This is a genomic window from Nostoc sp. DedVER02, from assembly GCF_034530675.2.
Classification (GTDB): Bacteria; Cyanobacteriota; Cyanobacteriia; order Cyanobacteriales; family Nostocaceae; genus Nostoc.
The window spans coordinates 23108-45742 of the sequence record NZ_JAVRCP020000024.1 but is presented as its reverse complement, the minus strand read 5'-3'; the positions used below and the strand labels follow the sequence as shown (position 1 = coordinate 45742).

Sequence of the window (22635 nt, the reverse complement as noted above, 5' to 3'; positions counted from 1 at the left end):
TACGATTAACGATCTTTGGAAAATTTTGTTAAACTGCTAGATACTAAATCTTGTTCAATTTGTGGCTTTTTGCTTTCAGGTAAATAATTATGAGACTCATTTTTAATATTTACACCATTAATAACTATCCCTAATACCTTTTGACCTGACTGATTTAAAAATTCTTTAGCTGAATTGGCACTGTTCAAATCAACGACTCCAGGACGAACGACCAATAGGATACCGTCAGTTAGTGTGCTTAAAACAGCGGCATCTGCTATTCCTGACAAAGGTGGCGTATCAAAAATAACTAGATCGTAATCCCTGCCAAAGTTACTTATCAATGTTGCCATCCGTTGAGAATCTAGTAGTGCTACTGGATTGGGGGGCAAAACTCCAGATGTTAAAACTTCTAGATTAGGCATCACTTCTTGAGTAACCGTATCTAAAGAAACTTGCCCAACGACTACATTACTTAGTCCAACTGTATTGTTGAGTCCCCAGATATGATGCTGTATGGGATTACGCATATCTGCATCCACCAACAAGACTCGACGACCCGCTTGAGCCATAGTCACAGCTAAATTTGCAGATACGTCAGACTTTCCTTCTTTGGCAACGGAACTTGTGATTACAATGCTTTTGAGCGGTTTATCAGAACAGAGAAATTTTAAGTTTACTTGGAGTATTTGGTAGGCGTTACCAAGAGGAAAATAAGGAATATCTCTGCCAATAATTTTGGGAATAGGTCTATCAATTCCTCCTATGGAAGAATGAGTTTTACTATTTTTACTTTGTGCAGGAATCACTCCTAAAACAGTGTATCTCAAGACTTCTTTAGCCTCTTTAACTGTCTTCACTGAACGGTCTATCAAGTCTAAGCTAAAGGCAACAATGATACCCAAGAAAAGACCAACTGCTCCTCCACCAACAAGAAACAGGATTTTGCGAGGCCCTTCTGCTTTATCAGGGACTAAAGCTAAAGAAATGACACGAGCATTAGGAATTTTTTGGTTCTGTACAATATCAATTTCTTGGCGTTTCTTTAAGAGTGTTTCGTAAGTTGTTTGAGCCGCTTGCAGTTTCCGTTCTAGCTCTCGTTGAGTCTGTTCTAGTCTTGGTAAATTATTTGCTCGTTTGATGTAAGCATCTTGCTGTCGCAGAAGGGTAGATATTTGTCTTTCTAGACCAACACGTTCTGCTTGAGCGCGAGTAATATCTGCAATTAAGTTTTGGCGTAGTTGTCCAATCTGTAAACTTCCTTCTGATACTGGTGCTTTCCCAGCGACTTGTCCTGTCCGCTCTTTTAGTAAATTCTTAAGAGCTACAACTTTATCTTCTAAGTTAGTAATTGTAGGGTGTTCAGGGGAAAAACGAGTCCGTTCTATTGCTAGTTGACTTTCTGTTTCTTGAAGTTGGATAAGCACTTTCTGAACTCCAGGTGCTTGGCTCAAGTCAGATGCGATTACACCTTGACGTGAATCTAACTGAGCTTCACTACCTAACTGTTCTAAACGACCTTTGACATCATCTAGTTGAGCTTGAGCTTGAGAAATTTGGTTTCCTAGCTTAGATATTGTATCAACTGCTGCGGCTGCTTCTTGTCCCAAAACAACAACTTTATTCTGTTCTTTAAATACCCGCAGTTTTGATTCGGCTCTTCTGACAACTTCCTCGGCTTTGGGTACTTCTGTTACGAGAACCCCTTTGGCTGTCCGTGCTTCATCCTGATTAGCCTGGATATTTAAATCGATATAATTTTTGATAACTTCATTGACGATTTTAGCAGCTAATTCAGGATTACTACCTTTATAAGAAATTTGTACAACATCAGTGCCTTTAATTCCTTCTATTTTTAGTTGGCTTGCCAAGTCACGAATCGATAGCGATTTACCTTTATTATCTTTGAGGTTGAGGGATTTAATTGTTTTGTCAATCACTGGATTTGAGCCAATAACTCTCACTTGAGTTTCCAGAGGATTGTCATTGATATTCAAAGCTTCCAGTCGTCCTATATCTTCGGGTAAGCCTGTTAGTGAGGAAGATCGATTTGTTTTAATCATCAAACTCCCTTCTGCTTTGTAGAAGGGTTTTAGCGAAAATGCATACAAGCATCCAAGAGTAACAGCGATACTAAAGATTCCGACTAGAGGTAGCCAACGCCGTTGAACAACTTCTAAGTATTTCTGAATATTTACTTCTTCAAATTGTGGTAAAGATTCCATTGCCATAATATATACAGATTCAATAAAAAAGTTTATTTACTTACAGAAAATATTTCTATTTTTCAGTATTTTATTGGTGAGCAGGACTTTAATCTAATGGAGATAGCAATACTTAAGTTGCATTAATTGTCAACTAACGTCCTTTGATTAAGGTTGTTCAAAAAGCAATGGACTAACCTATATAAATTGAGCAGCCGAATTTTTAGTCAAGTTGCTTGATATTATCATGATCGTAAAAAAGAATAACTCACAAGTTTCTTCTGATTTATTCACTTTCGATTTTTTGTTAACTTTGCTTTTTTTGCAAATTTTAACTTTTTGTTAGTACTGATGCAAACATTCGTTAGTAATATAACAATCAACATCATATTATGTGAGAACACTGAATTGCATAACTTTACAAAAAATTCATACAACTTGCTAGTAGATTTGCTACCCGTTCATTAACCTTGAAAAAGCAAGAGGAATTACTACCTTAAGAGTAAGGAATATAGCAATTGTGCTGCCTGCCGTCTAAATAATTTAATTAGTTCATAGATATAATTTTTAGAGTAAAAGCAGCCACCTTTAAAGACTGGATGAATATCTATATAAGTTTAAAAGCTTTCAGAAAGAATTAGTTTTTTATCTAAATAATGATAAATTTTGGAAATGATAGGTACTGAAAATACTAAGGTTATAAAGTTATGTGATTTGAGTGTCAAGGTTGTAATAGCTTGTACTCAGTTTAATTTTCTAAGACTGGTTAAAGATTTTTTCTGATATCGGTTGCAGTATAAATTTTTAATCCAGTAAAGTTCCAATTCTTGGGTTTATATCCCGTATTCTAGGTTTACCCTTAAACTTGCAATTGGCTTGTTTTTATTTGGCAATATACACAAAATACTCCTTCCAAAACTTTATGACACTATATATGTTGTGCTATCTATGTAAGCGTATAGTAACACGCAGGATAGATAAACGGCTAGTAAGTAAGTTGGGACAATAAAACCAAATTATGTAAAGAAAGATAAACTGAGCTACGATCCCCTTCCCTTCGCTCTTTGTGAAATTCTGGTGCTGGAACTCAACACTTGAACTTCTCTCTGCATATTGTTTTGTATCAACAATAAATTTTTACAGGTTTTTTTCTAAGTAACACTACATAAAGGTATTAATAAATACGGGTATTTGGCAAGGAGATAACAAGTGAGTATTAAATTCCGACATGCTTAGAGTATGGATTGCTTAACTGCCTTCTCCCAGACTAAAGTCGCCATCTGGCTTGAGTTTGCTATACTTTTAATTAAGTTTAGCTATATTTCTTATAACTTGTGTTAACCTGAAGTACCCAAACTACGCTGCTATTTTTTGGTTGCCTTATCTAGCAAATTGTAGTTTTTGAAGTGACATTAAGTGTTGAAAGATTGAATTATGAAATCATTTTCTATCACCTTATTCTTTATGATTAGCGCAATCATTTTTCATGAGAGTGTCTATGCTAACCAAGAAAATGTTCCGATAACATCAGCCGATACTCTGAAGGAGCGGTTTCACGATCGCAATCAGGCTGGAGTTTTATTGACGGAACCAGCGACAATTACCACTACATGGAGCAATTTTACGGGACAGACTAATAATTCTCAACAAACTGCTGAATCAATTTCGTTAGTACAGGAGCAAGGATGCCAAAAGATTAACCCGCTTGAATTCATCAATAATCCCGGTGCTTTCTTTAAGGAATGTCAGAAGCCAACAAATACTCCAAGTTCTCAAAGTAGTGAGCCAATTGAGTATCTTAAAGTTCCTAAACTCGATTCTGGTATTAGTGTGACAGTTACTAAATTTTGATATAGGCATTTTTTTTCTAAAGATAACTAATTTTTGCTAATGTAATTTATCTAGAGAATTTACGCTAAAACATGGAAAAAATGTTTGTGCTGGCTGCTTTAGCCCAAAGTAGAAAAGCTTTGCCGGAATGTTTAGCAAATCTACCAGTAGGCTGTGTAATCGTAGATGTCCAAGAGATAGTAGCTCAAGGGTACACGCAAGTACTAGAAAAACACCATACTGAGGCTGATGCAAATAGATTCAAGGCAAAGTTTTCGACTTTTTGAAAATGAATGTACGTAACTCTTGAACCTTGTTATTTTCATGGACGCACATCTGTATGTGCTTTAGCGATCGCAGTTGTTACTGTCTAGTTAAGTACGATCCTTGATGCTAATGTAACTGTTGTTACCATTTGTAGGTTAAAAAATGTTTACAAGCAATCAAATTAATAATACTGTATTCAATGTAGATGTCTGCGTGCAGTATGACACAAGTACAATTGTCACAGATACATGGGTTTTCATCATCCTAATCCTGAATACAAGTATTTAACCGAACTCGTGAAGAAAGCTGTTTTTGATTGGGAGAAATCCTTTCTTTGAGCTTCAACGATTGCTCGCTATGTACCCTACTTGATTCTCTAATAAAAAATATAGGTAAAAATAGATATTTTATCTTGAATTAATTCTACTTGATTAAAAGTATATTGAAGTAAAAGCAGGGTATTAAAATTTTATTTGGATAATTTAATAGTTCTAAATTATATTTGTATTGGCTGTTAGCAACTTAGATTATAAAATAGTTGCCTTGGTAAATATTTCATTTTTTCGATAACTAAAGTAGATAATTTAACTAAAGATAATTGTGTCTAAAAATATGCGACTTTTAACAAAAAATAGGTGTGATTTTTTTTAAATGATATAGTGATAATACTCTGGGGAATTGATTTGTGACTGGTGATAATGTTAGTATTATGGGGTGGGTTGATTTTGGGTTTATTATCTCCAACAATTGACTTGTAATGTATCATAGACCAGAATTCATCAGTATTGCTAATTGATTAGCAGTGTGAAATGGCTATAGGTCTTAATATCTAGACTTGATACCACTAAATTGATGAGGTTACAGAGGAGCAAATAACCATGAGCAACTTAACATCTCCACCTACCGAAGTTCAAAAAACGAAGAAAAAAAGTTTAGCCGCAGATAAAAAACCTCGATCTACAGATGATATTGTGCGTAGTTATCTGCAAGAGATCGGGCGTGTAGATTTGTTGACTCGTGAACAAGAGGTTATTTTTGCCCAACAAGTGCAGCTAATGATGAATTTGTTAGCTGTTAAAGAAGAATTGGCTGTTAAATTAAACCACGAACCCACGCTTCAAGAATGGGCAAATGGGGCGGAGTTAGGTGTTGAGGTACTAGAGCAACAGCTAAATCAAGGACACCAAGCCAAGCAAAAAATGATTCAAGCTAATCTCCGGTTGGTGGTAGCAGTGGCTAAGAAATACCAGCACCGCAATCTGGAATTTATGGATCTAATTCAAGAAGGGACTTTGGGCTTAGAGCGAGGGGTGGATAAATTTGATCCTGCTCTTGGCTATAAGTTTTCTACTTACGCTTACTGGTGGATTCGTCAAGGAATCACGCGAGCGATCGCTCAACAAGGACGGACAATTCGCTTACCGATCCATGTTTTTGAGAAACTGAATAAAATTAAACGGGTACAGCGAGAATTATCTCAGCAGCTAGGTCGGGTTCCAACTACTGCTGAAATTGCGAATGCATTATCTTTGACACCTAGCCAAGTTAGAGAGTGTTTATATTTGGCGCGTCAACCTTTCTCGCTAGAAGCGCGAGTTGGCGAACAACAAGATACAGAATTACAGGATATTCTGGAAGATGATGGCCCTTCTCCTGAAGACTATGCTGTTGAAGAATCTCTCCACCAAGATTTACATGATTTGTTGGCAAAGTTGTCTCCGCAACAGCGAGAAATATTAACCCTGCGCTTTGGTCTGACTGATGGCTATGAACTTTCTTTAGCACAAATTGGCGATCGCATGGGTATTAGTCGAGAACGGGTACGTCAGATTGAGCAAAAAGCTCTTAGTCTTCTGCGACGACAAAAGGAGCAAGTAAGGAGTTATCTAGCTAGTTAAGGTTATTTTTTCCCAATTCACCATAATGACTGTATGTATAAAATTCGGTCATTTTGGGAGAAAATAAACCTAAGTAATCTCTATCAAAGATTTGATATGGGCACATCAAAGACAGTGCAACAATTGCAAGCGCAATGGGTGAATTCTGAGAACTTTCAGCGTTATGGACAGGTGGTTTTCCCAAGTCTTGATGGTAAAGGTTACGATTCGGAAGATGCCCGGTTAAACCTGCAAAATGGGATTCCACGATTTTATATTATGCGGTTGGAGAAGAGAGGGCGAAAGTTTCATAAAATTACTCGCCATCAGCAATGCACTCAATGTTTAGGTTCTTTGGAAGGGAAGGATTGGTTAATTGCTGTTTGTCCTCCTGATAATGATGTGAACGAACCAGCATTAGAAGAGATTGCTGCTTTTCGGATTCCGGGGAATTGTTTTATCAAGCTACATGAGGGGACTTGGCACGCTGGCCCCCATTTTGACCATGAAGCTGTGGATTTTTATAATTTGGAATTAGCTGATACTAATGTGGTGGATCATTTCACTCATGACTTTTTTAAGAGCGATCAATTAGAATTTGAGATGGTTTAAGGAAATTAACGAACCACAGAGGCGCAGAGAACACAGAGAGAAGAGAAATAGAGAGGATTTTTGCGTCTGTTTTGGAATGTTCAGGACTTACGCAGAAAGGCAGTGAAAGCCTTAATTTTTTGTAGGGGCGATTCATGAATTGCCCCTAATAGTCTTTTGGCAGTTAGAGAGACTCGATAAATAGCCGTCTCTATAGGGAATTTATCCATCAATTATTTATTGATAGACTATTAGGACAGATGCTGTAACAAAGAGTTTTAACCCAATGCCGATTTTAAATCACTTTCCGCTTGTGCCAATGCATCTGGTAATTTACTCGCATCGCGTCCGCCGGCTTGAGCTAAGTTCGGTCTTCCACCGCCGCCACCACCGCAGATTTTAGCGATCGCACCGACAAATTTACCAGCTTGCAAACCTTTTTTGTTAACCTCTTGACTAAAAGCTGCAACTATGCTCACTTTATCGGCTTCGGGAACAGAACCCAGCACTACTGCACCGTTACCGATTTTTTGCAGTAGGCGTTCGGCTGCGGTTTTTAATGATTCTGGATCGACATCTTCTAATTGGGCGATGATAATTTTATGATCGCCTACAGTTTCGGCTGTTTGCAGTAAGCTGTCAGATTTAGCGATCGCTAACTGTACCTTCAAGGTTTCCAATTCCTTCTGGCTAGTTCTGAGTTCGCTTTGCAGACTTGTAATTCTGTCTGGTAATTCTTCAGGCTTAACTTTAAAGCGATCGCTCAAATCTTTAACTACTTTATCCCGAAGATTGAGATAATCTAGTATTGCCGGCCCCGAAACAGCTTCAATGCGCCGCACCCCAGAAGCCACACCAGCTTCAGAAATAATCTTGAACACGCCAATCTCAGCCGTATTGCTAACATGAGTTCCACCGCACAGTTCCATTGATACATTGGGGAAGTCAATTACCCGCACTTCGTCACCGTATTTTTCACCGAACATAGCAACAGCACCCTTAGCTTTAGCCTCTGCTAAAGGTAATACTTCCACTTGTGCAGCGTGGGCTTCAGCAATCCAAGCGTTCACCTGTTCTTCAATTTGTTGAACTTCTTCTGCTGTCAACGCGCGGGGACAGTTGAAGTCAAAGCGCAACCTGTCAAAGGAAACCAAGGAACCAGCTTGAGATATGCCATCATCAACGATTTTTTTTAAAGCCGCTTGTAACAGGTGCGTTGCGGTATGGTTAGCTTGGGCGCGACGACGACAAGCCGGATCGATTTGGGCTGTGACGCGATCGCCTACGCGCAGTGTACCGCGTTCGATGCGTCCGAAGTGAACAAAGAAATCAGATTCTTTTTTAACGTCTTCAACCCGAACAACAATCCCATCACCAGAGATATAACCGCGATCGCCGATTTGTCCCCCAGACTCAGCATAAAATGGCGTTTTGTCAAGAACAATTTGTACCTGTGTCCCCGCTTCTGCTTCCTCTTGAGAAACACCTTCTACCAAAATCGCTTCGACTTTTGCCGTCGCTGTTGGTTGGGTGTAGCCTAAAAACTCGGTAACTTTAACGTGTTCTGCTAATTTATCGAGGGAACCTTGCACAGTTAAATCGATGGTTTCATGTGCGCCTCTACCTCCTTGTTGTTGGATTTCCATTGCTTTCTGGAATCCATCAACATCAACTGTTAAGTTGTTTTCCTCAGCAATTTCTTGAGTAAGTTCAAAGGGGAAACCGTGGGTATCGTAAAGAGTAAATGCACTTTCACCGCTAATTTGAGTGTTTCCTCGCTGTTTCACCTCTTGGATGATTTCTTCTAGGAGTTTTTCACCTCTATCGAGAGTTCTGAGGAAATTCGATTCTTCCCGTTGCAACTCAGCTTTAATTGCTGCTTCTCGTTGGCGCACATTGGGGTAAGCTGATTCCGAAAGAGCGATCGCAGTTTCGGCAACTTGGGTAGTAAATTCGCCAGAAATTCCAATTAATCGCCCATGACGCACTACCCGCCGAATTAATCGCCGTAACACATAACCCCTTCCGACGTTGGAAGCGCGAATTTCATCAGCGATCATGTGGACAACAGAACGAACGTGATCGCCAATAACTTTTAAGGAGACTTTGGTTTTCTCATCGCTGCTGTGGTAGTCAATACCAGCAATTTGAGCGGCTGTTTGAATAATTGGGAAAATTAAGTCAGTTTCGTAGTTATTGGGCACTTTCTGGAGAATTTGCGCCATTCTCTCCAAACCCATGCCAGTATCAATGTTTTTGTTTTGCAGTGGCGTTAAATTGCCTGATGCATCCCGGTTATATTGCATAAACACGAGATTGTAAAACTCAATAAACCGGGAATCGTCTTCTAAATCGATATTTTCGTCACCGCGTTCTGGGTGGAAGTCGTAATATATTTCTGAACAAGGGCCACAAGGGCCAGTCGGGCCAGATACCCAAAAATTATCATCTTCGCCCAAGCGTTTAATTCTCGCTACCGGCACACCGATTTGATCGCGCCAGATAGCAAAGGCTTCATCATCATCTTCAAAAACGCTGACAACCAGATTTTGGGGAGAAAAGCCAAAGACTTGTGTAGAGATTTCCCAACCCCAAGCGATCGCTTGTTCTTTAAAATAATCACCAAAGCTGAAATTACCCAGCATCTCAAAAAACGTATGATGCCGTTTAGTGCGTCCGACATTTTCAATGTCGTTGGTACGGATACACTTTTGCGAAGTCGTAGCCCGCTTAAATTCTGGTGTGCGCTGCCCCAAGAATATCGGCTTAAATGGTAGCATCCCCGCGATCGTTAGCAGTACGGTTGGATCTTCTGGCACGAGAGAGGCACTTGGGAGGATTTGGTGACTCCGTTGGGCAAAGAAGTTGAGGAATATGTTGCGAATTTCGTTACCGCTTAGGTACTGGGGATTTGAAGACATAGGTGTTTTTAACTTTAGACTTGGGCGTAGCGGTACTAGGTAAGTGTATTTTCATCAATAGCTTTATATATTCTTGCATTTTGTTTCATATTACCGCCAGCAAATTATGCCCATCGGGAGCTATGTGCAGTTATTAGGATGGTTTTAGAGCATTATCTAGCTCTGACAGGATGCGCGCTCGCATTTTGATCTTTAAAATTAATTATTAAGAAATACTTTAAAATTCCCATACTAGGGTAGCAAATGGCACTAAAACTGAAAGTATCAAATATTGCTTGTGAGGGATGTGCAGAAATAATTACCGAATCCATCCACGTCATGGAACCTGAGTCCAAGGTGGATGTCGGAGTTAAGGCCCTTTCTCTAGGCGGAATCGAACCAATTTACCCACATTAGGGGCAGGTTTTAACATTAAGCATTTTATTTAGCTTTGTTTTCTAAATTTATGATGTTGCAACCAATTAACCAAAAAATGTGAGTTAAGTAAGTAAACACAGATAAAGCGCGTAGGCAGAGACATTTTATTCTGCCTGCCAACATATTGTGAACTCAAGTTTCACACCTTACTTAAATCGGGGATATTTTACCCGATAAATTTGCTCTGCAATTGTAGATTTTCTTAGCACTATAAAGCTCCTGTCCATATAGCAGCAGGGAGCTTTCCTGCCTATTTAATTTAGATTCCCTTTGCGATTACACTCCTACCTTAATAACTTGATCAAAGCCTAGCTTATAAAGAAAAAGGTGGAAGTAACCTATGGAAAAGAAAACTTTTACTTCAACGATGAAAATCTAAATTAAATCGTTGAAGTAAAAAACTTTATAATTTATTTATTTTTCTACACAGAAATAATTTTTGTAATGGAATATGAATGTTATTACGAACTATTTATTTTGATATTTTCATCAGTAAAACAATACTTAAGAAAGCAGATAAATGGTTTTTCTACCCGTCAAGATTATTCAGTGTTTCTACTGTTTGAAAAATATTCTGTAAAGAAGACATTAGTTGTCAGAAGTGGATATTTCAGAAACGGTATTAGTAAATATAAAGCCTTAAAAGGAGATAAAACTTGAAAAATTATTGTAGATTGATGTAAAAAAAATTATTTATCCATAAATCTAACTCTGCCTAAAAGTTATTATTTAGTATCAGGCAAAGATAGCAGTTGCTAAACTTAATATTTTTCAAATATAAATAGGATAAAAAATAAAGCAATGAATATTTCTATTCTGGTCTTTGGAAAAAATAATTTTATCGCCACACTTCCAGATCAGATCCGTTATGCGACTGCTTTTAATGTAGAAGTTATAGACAATCTGAATCAAGCAGTGTCGCGGATTCAAACAATGCCTCCCGACATAATACTTGTGCAGGCTAGCCTAGATAGCAGTATGGAACTGTGCAGTTGGTTGAAAGACCAGACAAAACTATCCTGGATATACTGTATTCTTTTCGAGGATCGTTCCCAACAGCTTAATGATAGAAATAAGGGTTGGCACAGAGAATTAGAGATGAGTGCTGCGGCCCTAAAACAAGGAGCCGATGCTTATATTTGGCATCTTATTTATGACAAAACAGACCATAACTTGGCAGAGTTGACTGCTAATCATGGATTAATACTTGCTCAATTAACTGTTGGCTTACGAAAAGCACAGAAATATCGAGATTTGATTCGGACAAATGATATGTTGTCAGCGATCGCCTTAGCCGATTCGTTGACAGAATTAAACAATCGTCGTGCTTTAGAATGGGACTTACCCAGGCAAATTAAAAGAGCTAGAACTGAAAGAACTTCTTTGAGTTTAATTATTCTCGATGTAGATCATTTCAAAAAAGTTAATGATACTCACGGGCATTTAGTAGGCGATCGCATTTTGCAAGTATTATGTCAGCGTCTGCGCCACAATCTGCGTTGTCAAGATACAGCATTTCGCTATGGTGGCGAAGAGTTTGTGATTCTTTTGGCTAACACTAGCGATGAAGAAGCACTATTAGTAGCCCGTCGCCTTCATCGCGTAGTTAGTGATGAACCATTTGCACTCACTAATAAACTAACAATTAATATCACCATTAGTCTCGGCACAGCCACTCTACAAGCTGACGATGATGAGCAAGGAGAGAGTTTGCTCAATCGTGCCGATCAATGTCTGTTACAGGCTAAAAATACTGGGCGTAATCGGGTTATTCACTCAAACTACCTATCTCATGCTTCACATTTGAAAGCTGTTTCTTCATAAAAGTGGGCATTGGGAATTGGGCATTGGGCATTGGTGAATAGTTAATATTTATAACTCTTAACTCCTGTACAGATGGGATCAATTGCCTCTCCTAACTCCTAACTCAGCATGACAATCTTGTACCGAAGCGCGTTGTCGCATGGCATTAACTAAAGCTTCATAACTAGACCAATTTTCTTGCAGTAGGGTTTTTGCTTGGAGGGCATGAAACCGCAGTTTCTGTTGATAAACTGATTCAGAAAAGCCTAAAACTGTCAAGACTCCTATCAGCTTATTTTTATCATCAGCGCCACCCTCAGCATTATTAAAAACTAGGGTTTCAGCAGCAATACCTGCCATCCAAACAGTGGAGTAGCGGTCTAGTATTTGGGCACTGATTTTACCCACTTCTAATTGAGACGCTAATTCGCTATCGTCAAAGCTAACGCCGCCTTGTCCAGGTTGCCCCTGTTTCCATGCTTCCCAAGCGGTAAGTGTGTAGCCGGTTACGGGAATACCTAACAAGTAAGCAACCAAAAAATGTCCTGCTTCGTGGTGGACGATGCGATCGCGGTGTTCGCTTGAAAAACCAGCAATCCAATCTAAAAAGATAGTACCACCCTTGCCTTGCAAGCTAAAACTATCTAATGTAGCTATGCCTAAAATGGTGAAGGTTGCAAGTGCTGGTACTGCTGGCGACAAATTTAAGAATGGCCCCAGCAGTACCGATAGGGTCATGAGAAAGATAGATATTGCAACTAAATTTAAGGTAGTCTGGCTCATTGAAAGGTTTTTGAGTGCATCTTAATCTTTCTTTATTATGAGGCGAGATTAGCTACAAAAAGAATGTGATTAAACAATGGTGCATTTACTGAGAATGATTTCCAGCCCATTTTGTACCTGCTCAAGTTCTTCACGCTTTTGGTAAATCCACGTCTTTTCAGCCTCACGCTGTTCCAGAGTCTCGTTGTGAGCTTTTTCCTGCTGTTCTAGGAGATTTTCGTAAAGTGCGATCGCTTCTGCAATTACTCGACTGGCTGATTCCACTCGGCTATTAAAGACTGAACCAACAATTTCATCTAACTTATCAGATATTTTATCCATTGATTCATCAAACTTTTGAAATCCTAGTTCCAAAATTTTCCCTTTTATCTGGTCTTTTAGTCCATCAAAATCTAGCATTCCTAAACCAAATGAACCAGCAATTGCAGCAGCTACACTTGCAACAATTACGGCAATAAATCCAAGTCCTGTAAATACTATTAATCCAGCAGCTAAAGCACCACCTATTCCAACACCACCGCCAAATCCTCCCATTCCAGTAAAGTCATCATTTATACCATCAATTGAAATTTTTAGCTGTTTGCTAAAATTAGTTTGTATGTTCTGGTCTAGGCTGTTAAATTCGCCTTGAATGGCATCTAGTTCATAAGCAATACTAGTGTCTAAATATTTCATATTTTGTTCTAAAATTACATCTTTAAGTTTCTTGTTTCCCCATTCATCTATTTCATTTGACAAGTCTCTAATAAATTGATTTGTATAATCTCTAATGAGTTTATCTTGGCTAAAAACAGGGCTATGCTCAGAGTGCCAATGTTGACTTTTGTTAACCATTCGCTCGCCCAATCCTTCACGCCAGTTATCCCAAGATTCAGCAGCTTGCTCAAATACCTTGCCTATCAATTGATCTGCCAACAGATGGATTCTGACATCGCGCCCACTGGCTTCTCCTATTTTTTCTAAAATTTTCTGCTTTTCTATTTCAGAAATTTGAATTTTTCCATCTAAAGCACTACTTGATTTATATAGCCCATCTAAACCTTTTTCAATGACTCTATTTATTTGACTAATAAAGTGCTTAATTTTTACTATTCCACTATCAAACGTCAAAAACTTTTCAATAGACTGGGTAAAATTTTGGAAGGCTTTTAAATAGTCATCTTCAGTTCCCCGTAAAATTGCATCTAGCGCAGCTTGAGCAGAAATAAAATGAACGCGATTTTTACCTGCAACTATAGGATTTTCACCTTGTACAAATCTTTCGATCCTCTGTTGCACTTGCTCACGCCCTTTTTCACTACGCACTAAATCTATAAAATTTCCTATTACAAAAAGATTGTTAGCAGGTTCATTTTCTTTACCATGATTTAGTTGAGTTCTCACATCCTGGAGTAAGTCGCGTTCTACTTGAGTTAGAGAACGTGAAGCATTAGTTAGAAATATCACTGCATCAGTATCCTTCAACAGTTTTTGAGTAATGGCAGTACGCTCAGGGTGTTCATTTAATCCTGGAGAATCTACAATTTCTACCCCATTACTGCATAACTCTAAGTCAGGATGCTCAAAAACAATTTCATCAATCTCATCATGTACTAGTTCATCACTCAGACATCCAAGTGCTGCATCTTCTGAAATTGTTGCCTTTAGTTGATATTGCTCACAAGGAATTTCTTCTTCTTGCCCATCTTTATAACGACAGACTACCCGCTTTTCGGTTCCATATTTTAAAACTGTTACTATACCACTACAAGGAATCTCTCTCACTGGTTGAATTTCTTCACCTAGTAAGGCGTTAAGTAAGGTTGATTTTCCTTGGCTAAACTCGCCTAGCACTGATACCCGAAAGCGCTGGGATTGTATTTTTTGAGATACTTTTCCTAACTCTTCTATCAAAGTGTGAGGCAAGAAGCCACGATTGGTACAGTCTTGAATTATTTGAAATAGCTGATAACAACAATTGTCTAATTGTTTGCGATATTCTTGGAACTTTTTCAATTCTTCATAAGATATATTTCTATGCTGTTTAGTTATTTTGTGTTCTGGTTTAACAGGTAAAAGGGCTAATATATCACTTGCAGCCTTAACAAATATAGTGTCCAGTTCTTGAAAACAAGCAGGGTTTAGTAAAAAATGCACTTCATTTAAAGCAGTAGCCTCCACATTTTCTTGATGAGTAAAACCAGCCTCAACAACTGCTAAATGTTGCGGTAGAATGCCTAAGTGTTTGGCGACTATCTCCAAATATTTTTTCTCACATGAATCAATTTCGCCATCAGCTGCTGACATTTCATAGCCAAAACTAATCAACAAAAGCTTTTCTGACTCTGAAAGTGGAGCCGCCAATGCTAGTAAGTTATTAACTTGCTTATAAACTTGATTATCTTTGACTCCCTTAATCATCAAATGTGTCAACTTACGCACATCACTTTCTGGATTACTAAATCGATAAAGGGTTGTTAGCAAACGTTGCTTTTCTGACTCTGCGACTGTTCCATCTACAAATATCACTCCTAGCAGCACCGTGACTAAATTTGCCATAAATATCACAGGTGGCGTGAGATTCTTTTTAGTCAGTTTTTGTCCGGTAATCTGCGACAATAGCTCAACAGCCTGAGAGCTAACTAGTGAAATATCCATAAATCATATAAGGCGATAGAGTTTTTCAGGCTTAGTATGCCCAGATTTAGACAAAATTAATATACCGAATAAATACGGTTATCTTTACTTTTTTATACCAGTTAAGCTCAAGAAAATTCGCTTTTAGCAACCTAAAAATATGCTGTTCCAATTTGCGCCTGCAATTCAAGCTGGTATTGAGGCTGGTAAATATTTACAAGTCTTTAGCAACGGAGTACCGATAGGTATAGCCAGAGATGCAGTAACTGGTCAGTTTGTTGCCAATGCCATAGGTGCTGTAGTCAATAACAGCCCTTTATCACCATTAGTAGCTGCTCCTAATTTGGTTGCAAGTGGGATGCAGATGTATCAAACTCATCAAGGCTTTACATCTGTATTAAATGGATTGCAAACTATACAGACTCGCTTGGGTGTGCTGCAAGCAACTACAGCCTTGATTGGTGTAGGGACAATTACAGGTGTAGCGTTGACAGCAGTAAACCTGCACCAAACAATGAAATTAAGAAAAGAAGTAGAGCAAATGAGGCTAGAAGTCAAAAACGGTTTTATTGACTTGAAACAAGCCTTAAAAGACCAAGGAGTAGAAATTAGACAAATAATCGAACAAGTAGCCCAAGATATCAAATTTGAGCAACATCGCACAGCTTTAGTAAGGGCGTATGGAGTGTTTATCCAGGCGATGAATCGCTTCCGTTCAGCGATGCAGTTGCAAGATTTAAGCCGGAGAAATGCTGAAATTGATGATGTCAGAGGAATGTTATTTGCGGCTTTAGCAGATTACAGCAATCCCCATCTACTGGAAGAAACCTGTGCAGCTGGTCAATTACGCAGACTCGAATGCGCTTGGGCAATTGAACAGGCGATTGTTGCAACTTATCAAGTGCAGAATGAGGTTTCAGCAGTGAGCGATCGCCTCATTCTACTCCAAGATAAAATCTGTAAAGATGCTCATCATGTGATTAATCGCTGTGAATCACATGATGAGCTTGATTTTCTCTTTCCCGAAATTATTCACATCAAAAATCATGATTTAGCTGTATTGAATTCGTGGCAAAATCATGTCGATTGGATACGGTCGCTTCCTTCATCAGAATTGAAACTTTTAAGTAGTGCCGATTTGAATAGTTCACAATTAACTACTAATGCAGATACTCATGACTCTGCAATCAATTTAGGAGAACTGCCAGAACAATTATTATATGAGAGTTTAGCCGAAAAATCTCATTTCTATTCGCTTCGGGATCAGTTGTTATTTATATTCGAGCCTGAACTACGTCGAGAGTATGAATTTTATATTAGTCAACAAGCTGGAGTTAATGGTTATAAAACATTAGTTACATCCAATTTGCAACAAGCATCAGACTTAACTGTTGCTAATCTTTATCACTATTTTAACATTAGAGATAAATCAGAAGATGAGTTAGAGGTAGTTTCAGGTAACTAAAACAGCTACGGCAATTCTTGAAATAACTATTTTTTTAAGTCCGCGTAGGCGGACTTTGTTTTTATCCGGTGTGATTTTCATACACTTAAGCATCATTTACTCAAATACCACTGTCCTATTACCATAGACTAATACACGATTTTGTAAGTGCGATCGCACCGCTCTTGCTAATACAACTCTTTCCAAATCTTTGCCTTTTCTCACTAAATCATCAACTTCATCACGGTGACTAACTCGCACCACATCCTGTTCAATAATTGGCCCTGCATCTAAATCAGCAGTGGCATAATGCGCCGTTGCTCCAATAATTTTTACACCCCGCTCAAAAGCTCGATGATAGGGATTTGCACCGATAAAAGCTGGTAAAAATGAATGATGTATATTAATAATTTGTGGAAATTGACTAATAAAATCTGCACTAACAATTTGCATATATTTTGCCAATACAACTAAATCTATTTTGTACTGGCGGAGTAATTCTAATTGTTGAGCTTCTTGTTCTGATTTATTATCTTTAGTAATAGGAACGTGCTGAAAGTCGATATTAAATTGCTCTGCGACTACCTTTAAATTAGAATGGTTACTAATAATTAAAGGAATTTCAGCCACAAATTCTTTAGCGCGTTGTCGCCAAATTAAATCAAATAGACAATGGTCTTGCCGACTTACCCAAATAGCAATGCGTGGTACTGTATCAGAAAAACGTATTTGCCACTTAGCACTAAGAGGTTGGGCAATAGAATTAAAAGCCGGGGCAATAAACTCACGCGGTAAATTAAACCCCTCTAGCTGCCATTCAATGCGGGTGAGAAATAACCCAGCAGCAAAGTCTGTATGCTGATCTGCATGAATAATATTACCACCGTTAGAATAGATGAAATTGGCGAATTTCGCCACCAGTCCCCGTTGATCCGGGCAGGAAATCAGCAATGTTGCTGTCGGATTTGTCATAATATCGCCAGATTTTTAATTAATTATTTGCTATTTGTCGGGCTCGGTTTAGGAATGGTAAGCGGAGGTAGTTTTTGACTATTATCTACCGGTTGCTGCCACTCTGATAGATCCCGATTCACGGCATTTGCAAAATCTGTAGATACCAACAGCACATTTATATTTCCATCGGGTTTAGCGGCCGGGTCAGCTTGAGCATATAAGAAACGTCCGTTAAAGTTAGATTTACCCAAAATCAACTGATGGCTTTGTCGATTTTTTAGGGTGATATTGATGGTTGCTGGGGGTTGATCTAGGGCAAATTGTCCAAGTTCTTTCGCTGGAGTTGATAAGGTGCGATCGCTATTACCTTTGACCAGCAAATCCATTAAATAAGAAACAATGGCATCATTGGCTGGGCCCGATATGGGAGATTTGATTACCCACTTGGGGTTACTCGGTTCAGGGTTACGTTCTAAATTCAGGGTGAGTTTTTTTGTCTTGACTGTTAGAGATTGAACATCATCTGCGGCAAAAGAGAAAATTTTCTGCTTTTGCTCCTTGGTTTCTTCTCGCACAGCCGCACCCCGAATTTCATGGAAGTAAACAAAAGCGCCTAAACCCAGCATTAGCAGTATCAAAATTAAAGTCGTTCGTGGCAATTTCATTTTTTAGTCATTTGTCATTGGTGAAGAGTCAGTATTTATAACTCCTAAATCTTGTACAGACGCGATTAATCGCGTCTCTCCTAACTTTTTTCTTAGCGTCGTTTCCACCAGATAATAACTGCGATCGCAAATCCAATTAAAGGCAAAATTAAAAGAGATAACAATATTAGAAAATTACCTTGTGTGCTTGTCAGGGTTATCCGACGGTTTTTTGGCTCTTTGGGGCGAATGGAAAGGGGTTGCTGATCCTGTTGACTCAGCCAAGTAACTGAGTTGAGGAATACATCTCCATTTAATTGCTGTTGAAACAAACCATCGGTAGCGAAATTGGAATTTCCTAAAACTACTAAGCGTGATTCGGTAGCTGTTTGAGATGAAGGAGTTGGAGAAGCAGTAGCCGCAGATGTGGTGGTAGGGCTAGCTTTACCTTGGGTGGTTGGTGATGGCAAAGGTGAAGCTTGCAGAGTGCTGCGGGAGGCGGAAGGAGTGGGGCTAGCTTTACCTTGGGTGGTTGGTGATGGCAAAGGTGAAGCTTGTGGAGTGCTGCGGGAGGCGGAAGGAGTAGGAGTTGCTTTACCTTGAGTGGTTGGTGATGGTAGGGGTGAAGGTGTGGGTGAAGCCTGGGGAGTTGAAGCAGATTTAGCTGTTTGTTTTCTAGTTAAAGCAACGCCCAAGGTTAAAGGCCCTTTCAGGTCTTTACCTTCATTAAACTCTAATTTTTCGCTTTGGAGGTCGCTTTCTGCCCAGCTTTTGGGATAGGGTTTGGTTCGTAGCAATGGAGTAGCCTGAACACCAGGCACAGAGGTAATTTCCAGTGGTCGAGAAATTGGATAAAAAGAATTACCGTTACCGAAATCTTTGGTAATTGGATGTTGTCCGTATTCTGTTACTAAGGGTGCAGCAGGGCCAAGTCCCACGACGCTTTCGCCAGAGACATCAACTGCTAAACGATTATCTAGACGAACACCCCACTCTTGTAGCAAGCTGTTAAGTTTGGGATCGGTATTCGGATCGATCATTAGCAGTAAGTTACCGCCGCGATTAAGATATTCTTGCAAAGCTTTGACTTCGCCTTCAAATAGTCCTCGCTTGGGGCCAGCTACTATCACTACAGACGCATCTTGAGGAACTTTAGAAGTTTCTCCTAAGTTCAAGGGTGATGTTGTGAAATTTTTGTCGCCTAATCCCTGAACAGCTTGTGATATTGCATCTTTACCAGGCGAAAGTTGGCGTTCGCCATGACCTTGGAGTAAGTAAACTTTGGCTGTGGTTGAATTTGTTAGTTGTTGCAGGCGACTAGTTAATCTAATTTCTGATAATCGCTCATTTTGATTTACTGTTTGTACTAATTGCCGTTTATCTCCAGATTCTAAATAAACTTCCCCATAATCTTTAACGCCAAACTTTTCTGCAAGTCCTGGTCTAGCTTGGGGGTCGATGTATTCATATTTAAATTTTGAGCTTTGTCGTTGATAATTTTCTAGCAATTCTCGGTCTTGAGGATTTTGGTTAATATCAAATACCCACACCTTAACTGGTTGTGGTAAAACACTAACCAATTCTCGTGACTGGGGCGCAAGGGTAAATAATTGACTTTCTGTTAAGTCTGCCCGCAAGTGGTAGCGAGTACCTAAAAAGTTAATCAATCCCAAAATTGTCAACACTGCTAGAGTTGCTACTAAGGCATTAGTCCCAGCTTGGGTAGAACGACGTTTCCACCAGTTAGTCTCGTAGCTTTGCCATATTATTCCAAACCCACTAATTGCAATTCCCGCAATCAGAAATGCTAATGGAATTAGTCCCCATTGTTCAGAGACTAACCCAACTGTTAAGCCGACAGCAATTAGGAACGGGCCCAACCAAAACAAATATTTCCACAGTTTCTTTTTTGCAACTATCTTCATAATTTGTCATTTGTCATTGGTCATTGGTCATTGGTTATATGTCAAAAATTAGTGACAAGGAAAAATATATGCACGAAAATTGATAAATAAAAATTAGCGAGACAACTGACTGAATAAATGGCAACAAAGCGTTTTCAAGAATTAGCAGGTGTATCAATTGTCAGAACAATTATCAGATGACATTTGGAAAATTGTTGAAGGATGGAACTTTTTTGCAAAAGATACGATTGGTAAACAGATTGTTCGTTCGGCAGATAGTATTGGTGCCAATATAGCAGAGGGTGTGGGAAGAGGTAGTTTTCAAGAAAATAGACGTTTTATAAGGATACTTGAGGTTCTTTGAATGAAACTCAACATTGGTTAAGACGGGCTTACACTCGTAACATTTTAACTAGCAAACAAATAAATACAATCAAAACCATCATTAACAAACTAGCACCAAAATTAAACTCCTACCTAAACTCAATTGGCAATATACCAAATAACAAATGACAAATGACAAATGACTATTGCCTTTGAAAGCGCAATGCATCAATTGATTGAGCGGTGAGAAAGATGCCCAAAAAAATGTAACTGGCGAATAAAATTAAGGCGCTGGTATCAAAAATCCCTTGAATTAAGGTGTTGTAATGTTTCAGCAAGGACAGATAACCTAAAGCTTCACCTACTGGCCCAGGGACAATTCTGGCGATTAAATCAATCAATAACAATAATAAAATTACTGCAAATGTGAAGACCGCAGACAGAATTGTACTGTCTGTTAAGGAGGAAATAAACATTCCTACAGATAAAATTGCTGCTGCTAGTAAGATTAATCCAAAATGACCCAGCAAGGGAATTGAGAATGCCATTGGTGGATTCGATCCACTGATTGCGATCGCTTCCAACACTAACATGGGTACAACCATCGTGGTAAAAAATGTTAGCACACCTAATAACTTACCTACAGCTACCGCCCAGTTGGTGATTGGTGACGTGGCTAATAGTTCTAAAGTGCCGCGCTTCCGTTCTTCGGCATAGAGTCCCATTGAGAGAATCGGCAAGATAAACAACAATAGCCACCCCATACGATCTAAAAACGCTCGGACAAATTCATAGGGGACATCTATCGGCGGTGTTGGCACTCCGAGTTGTTGCCCTTGTGCATCTATTGCCGCGACTCCTACCAAAATGCCGTCTGGCCCTAGCAAAATCATCACGAAGAATAACCCGGCGATAAACCAAAATATGCCTGCGATCGCATAAGCTAAAGGCGATACAAAATAACTCTGTAACTCTCGGCGATAAATGGCAATAATATTACTCAGCACTACACCCATTTACGCTGCTTCTCCTTCTTGGTCTGCTGCTAAGTCTACCTCAGTCTCGAAATTTTTTTCTTCTGTGGTTAGTTGCAAGAATACATCTTCTAAGGTAGCGTTGACTCGCCGCAGTTCATGTAAACCAAAGCCTGCACGTACTAATGTGGCAACAATATCTTTTCCTGGTTCTTTTCCCGGTTGCGATATCACTCGCAGGTAAGCACGATTTGTCTGCGGTTGATGTCCTCCAGCGGTGGGAATCGATTCTATCAAACTAACACCTGGAACATTTTGCAACACCTGTTTGGCTAAGGCAGCTTCTCCTTCTATTTCTAATTCATATCCTGAGCCACCTGTCAACTGAGTCATCAAGCTTTCTGGTGTATTAGTTGCCACAACTTTGCCGCGATTGATGATGGCGACGCGGCTACAAGTCATGCTCACTTCTGGGAGAATGTGCGTGGAAAGAATGATTGTGTGAGTACCAGCAAGACTTTTAATTAAATTCCGCACTTCTATGATTTGTCGAGGATCGAGTCCAACGGTGGGTTCATCGAGAATAATTGCTGGTGGATCGTGGACGATCGCTTGAGCAATTCCGACACGTTGGCGGTATCCTTTAGAGAGTTTGCGAATAATTACCCGCCGCTTATCTTCTAAGTTGCAGCGTTTGATAGCGGCTAATACCTTGTTGGGGCGATCGCCTGCTGGAACTCCCTTAATTTGGGCGACAAAATGCAAAAATCCCTCCACCGTCATATCTGGATATAACGGCGGTGTTTCGGGTAAGTAACCAATTCGTTGGCGCACAGCCAGGGAATTTTCATGGACGTCATAACCAGCAATTCGGGCATTTCCATTTGTTGCCGGTAAATAACCAGCCAGAATCCGCATGGTTGTGGTTTTCCCAGCGCCATTAGGCCCTAACAACCCTAAAATTTCCCCAGGTTCGACGCTAAAAGTAACATCAGTAATCGCTGGAGTAGAGCCGTATATTTTACTTAGATGTTCAACTTCGATCATCGGTATAGTGGCGATCGCAATTTATAGAATACCCAACAATCTTAGATCGCAATATT

Annotated in this window: 17 protein-coding genes; 8 read left to right on the top strand and 9 right to left on the bottom strand. The window is 39.3% G+C overall.

Annotation, left to right across the window (positions count from 1 at the left end; translation table 11 throughout):
• Positions 1-5: 5 nt before the first annotated feature.
• Complete coding sequence (locus RMZ41_RS21850; protein WP_322641300.1) at positions 6-2210, bottom strand: polysaccharide biosynthesis tyrosine autokinase; 2205 nt, start codon at positions 2208-2210, stop codon at positions 6-8.
• A gap of 1407 nt (positions 2211-3617) precedes the next feature.
• Between RMZ41_RS21850 and RMZ41_RS21845 the strand changes: the two genes are divergently transcribed.
• The 4 genes from RMZ41_RS21845 to RMZ41_RS21830 all read left to right on the top strand — a co-directional run bounded on the left by RMZ41_RS21845 (position 3618) and on the right by RMZ41_RS21830 (position 6769).
• Positions 3618-4034, top strand: coding sequence for a hypothetical protein (locus RMZ41_RS21845; protein WP_322641299.1), 417 nt, complete (start codon positions 3618-3620; stop codon positions 4032-4034).
• A 71-nt stretch (positions 4035-4105) separates the two neighbouring features.
• Complete coding sequence (locus tag RMZ41_RS21840; RefSeq protein WP_322641298.1) at positions 4106-4300, top strand: hypothetical protein; 195 nt, start codon at positions 4106-4108, stop codon at positions 4298-4300.
• An 858-nt stretch (positions 4301-5158) separates the two neighbouring features.
• Positions 5159-6178, top strand: a complete 1020-nt coding sequence (locus RMZ41_RS21835; protein WP_322641297.1) for an RNA polymerase sigma factor, RpoD/SigA family — start codon at positions 5159-5161, stop codon at positions 6176-6178.
• Between the two features lie 96 nt (positions 6179-6274).
• Entirely contained in the window at positions 6275-6769 is a 495-nt protein-coding gene (locus RMZ41_RS21830) for an ureidoglycolate lyase (RefSeq protein ID WP_322641296.1), read from the top strand.
• A 257-nt stretch (positions 6770-7026) separates the two neighbouring features.
• On the opposite strand, the gene alaS is transcribed toward RMZ41_RS21830, so the two are convergent.
• Complete coding sequence (gene alaS, locus RMZ41_RS21825; RefSeq protein WP_322641295.1) at positions 7027-9669, bottom strand: alanine--tRNA ligase; 2643 nt, start codon at positions 9667-9669, stop codon at positions 7027-7029.
• Between the two features lie 1218 nt (positions 9670-10887).
• Between alaS and RMZ41_RS21820 the strand changes: the two genes are divergently transcribed.
• The gene (locus RMZ41_RS21820; protein WP_322641294.1) at positions 10888-11910 is read left to right on the top strand and encodes a diguanylate cyclase; all 1023 of its coding nucleotides are present in this window, start codon (positions 10888-10890) and stop codon (positions 11908-11910) included.
• Between the two features lie 78 nt (positions 11911-11988).
• Here the strand turns inward: RMZ41_RS21820 and RMZ41_RS21815 are convergent, their stop codons facing one another.
• Positions 11989-12672, bottom strand: a complete 684-nt coding sequence (locus RMZ41_RS21815; RefSeq protein WP_322641293.1) for an ATP-dependent Zn protease — start codon at positions 12670-12672, stop codon at positions 11989-11991.
• 69 nt (positions 12673-12741) lie between these two features.
• Positions 12742-15309 carry a dynamin family protein gene (locus RMZ41_RS21810; RefSeq protein WP_322641292.1) on the bottom strand — a complete coding sequence of 856 codons (2568 nt, stop codon included), beginning with the start codon at positions 15307-15309 and terminating at the stop codon, positions 12742-12744.
• A gap of 139 nt (positions 15310-15448) precedes the next feature.
• On the opposite strand from RMZ41_RS21810, the gene RMZ41_RS21805 reads away from it, so the two are divergent.
• A complete protein-coding gene (locus RMZ41_RS21805; RefSeq protein ID WP_322641291.1) occupies positions 15449-16753 on the top strand; it encodes a hypothetical protein in 1305 nt (434 codons plus the stop codon).
• A gap of 96 nt (positions 16754-16849) precedes the next feature.
• Here the strand turns inward: RMZ41_RS21805 and purU are convergent, their stop codons facing one another.
• The 3 genes from purU to RMZ41_RS21790 form a co-directional block, all read right to left on the bottom strand.
• Positions 16850-17704, bottom strand: a complete 855-nt coding sequence (gene purU / locus RMZ41_RS21800) for a formyltetrahydrofolate deformylase (RefSeq protein WP_322641290.1) — start codon at positions 17702-17704, stop codon at positions 16850-16852.
• Between the two features lie 23 nt (positions 17705-17727).
• Positions 17728-18351: a DUF4340 domain-containing protein gene (locus tag RMZ41_RS21795; protein ID WP_322641289.1), complete on the bottom strand. Its 624-nt coding sequence runs from the start codon at positions 18349-18351 to the stop codon at positions 17728-17730.
• A 92-nt stretch (positions 18352-18443) separates the two neighbouring features.
• The gene (locus RMZ41_RS21790) at positions 18444-20255 is read right to left on the bottom strand and encodes a GldG family protein (protein WP_322641288.1); all 1812 of its coding nucleotides are present in this window, start codon (positions 20253-20255) and stop codon (positions 18444-18446) included.
• Positions 20256-20412: 157 nt separating this feature from the next.
• On the opposite strand from RMZ41_RS21790, the gene RMZ41_RS21785 reads away from it, so the two are divergent.
• Both RMZ41_RS21785 and RMZ41_RS21780 read left to right on the top strand, forming a co-directional pair.
• A complete protein-coding gene (locus RMZ41_RS21785; protein ID WP_322641287.1) occupies positions 20413-20598 on the top strand; it encodes a four helix bundle protein in 186 nt (61 codons plus the stop codon).
• Positions 20595-20747 (top strand): hypothetical protein, encoded by a 153-nt coding sequence (locus RMZ41_RS21780; RefSeq protein ID WP_322641286.1) that lies wholly within the window; start codon positions 20595-20597, stop codon positions 20745-20747. The genes RMZ41_RS21785 and RMZ41_RS21780 overlap by 4 nt, the downstream gene beginning before the upstream one ends.
• 14 nt (positions 20748-20761) lie before the next feature.
• On the opposite strand, the gene RMZ41_RS21775 is transcribed toward RMZ41_RS21780, so the two are convergent.
• Both RMZ41_RS21775 and RMZ41_RS21770 read right to left on the bottom strand, forming a co-directional pair.
• Positions 20762-21574, bottom strand: a complete 813-nt coding sequence (locus RMZ41_RS21775; protein WP_322641285.1) for an ABC transporter permease — start codon at positions 21572-21574, stop codon at positions 20762-20764.
• Complete coding sequence (locus RMZ41_RS21770) at positions 21575-22579, bottom strand: ABC transporter ATP-binding protein (RefSeq protein ID WP_322641284.1); 1005 nt, start codon at positions 22577-22579, stop codon at positions 21575-21577.
• Positions 22580-22635: the final 56 nt, after the last annotated feature.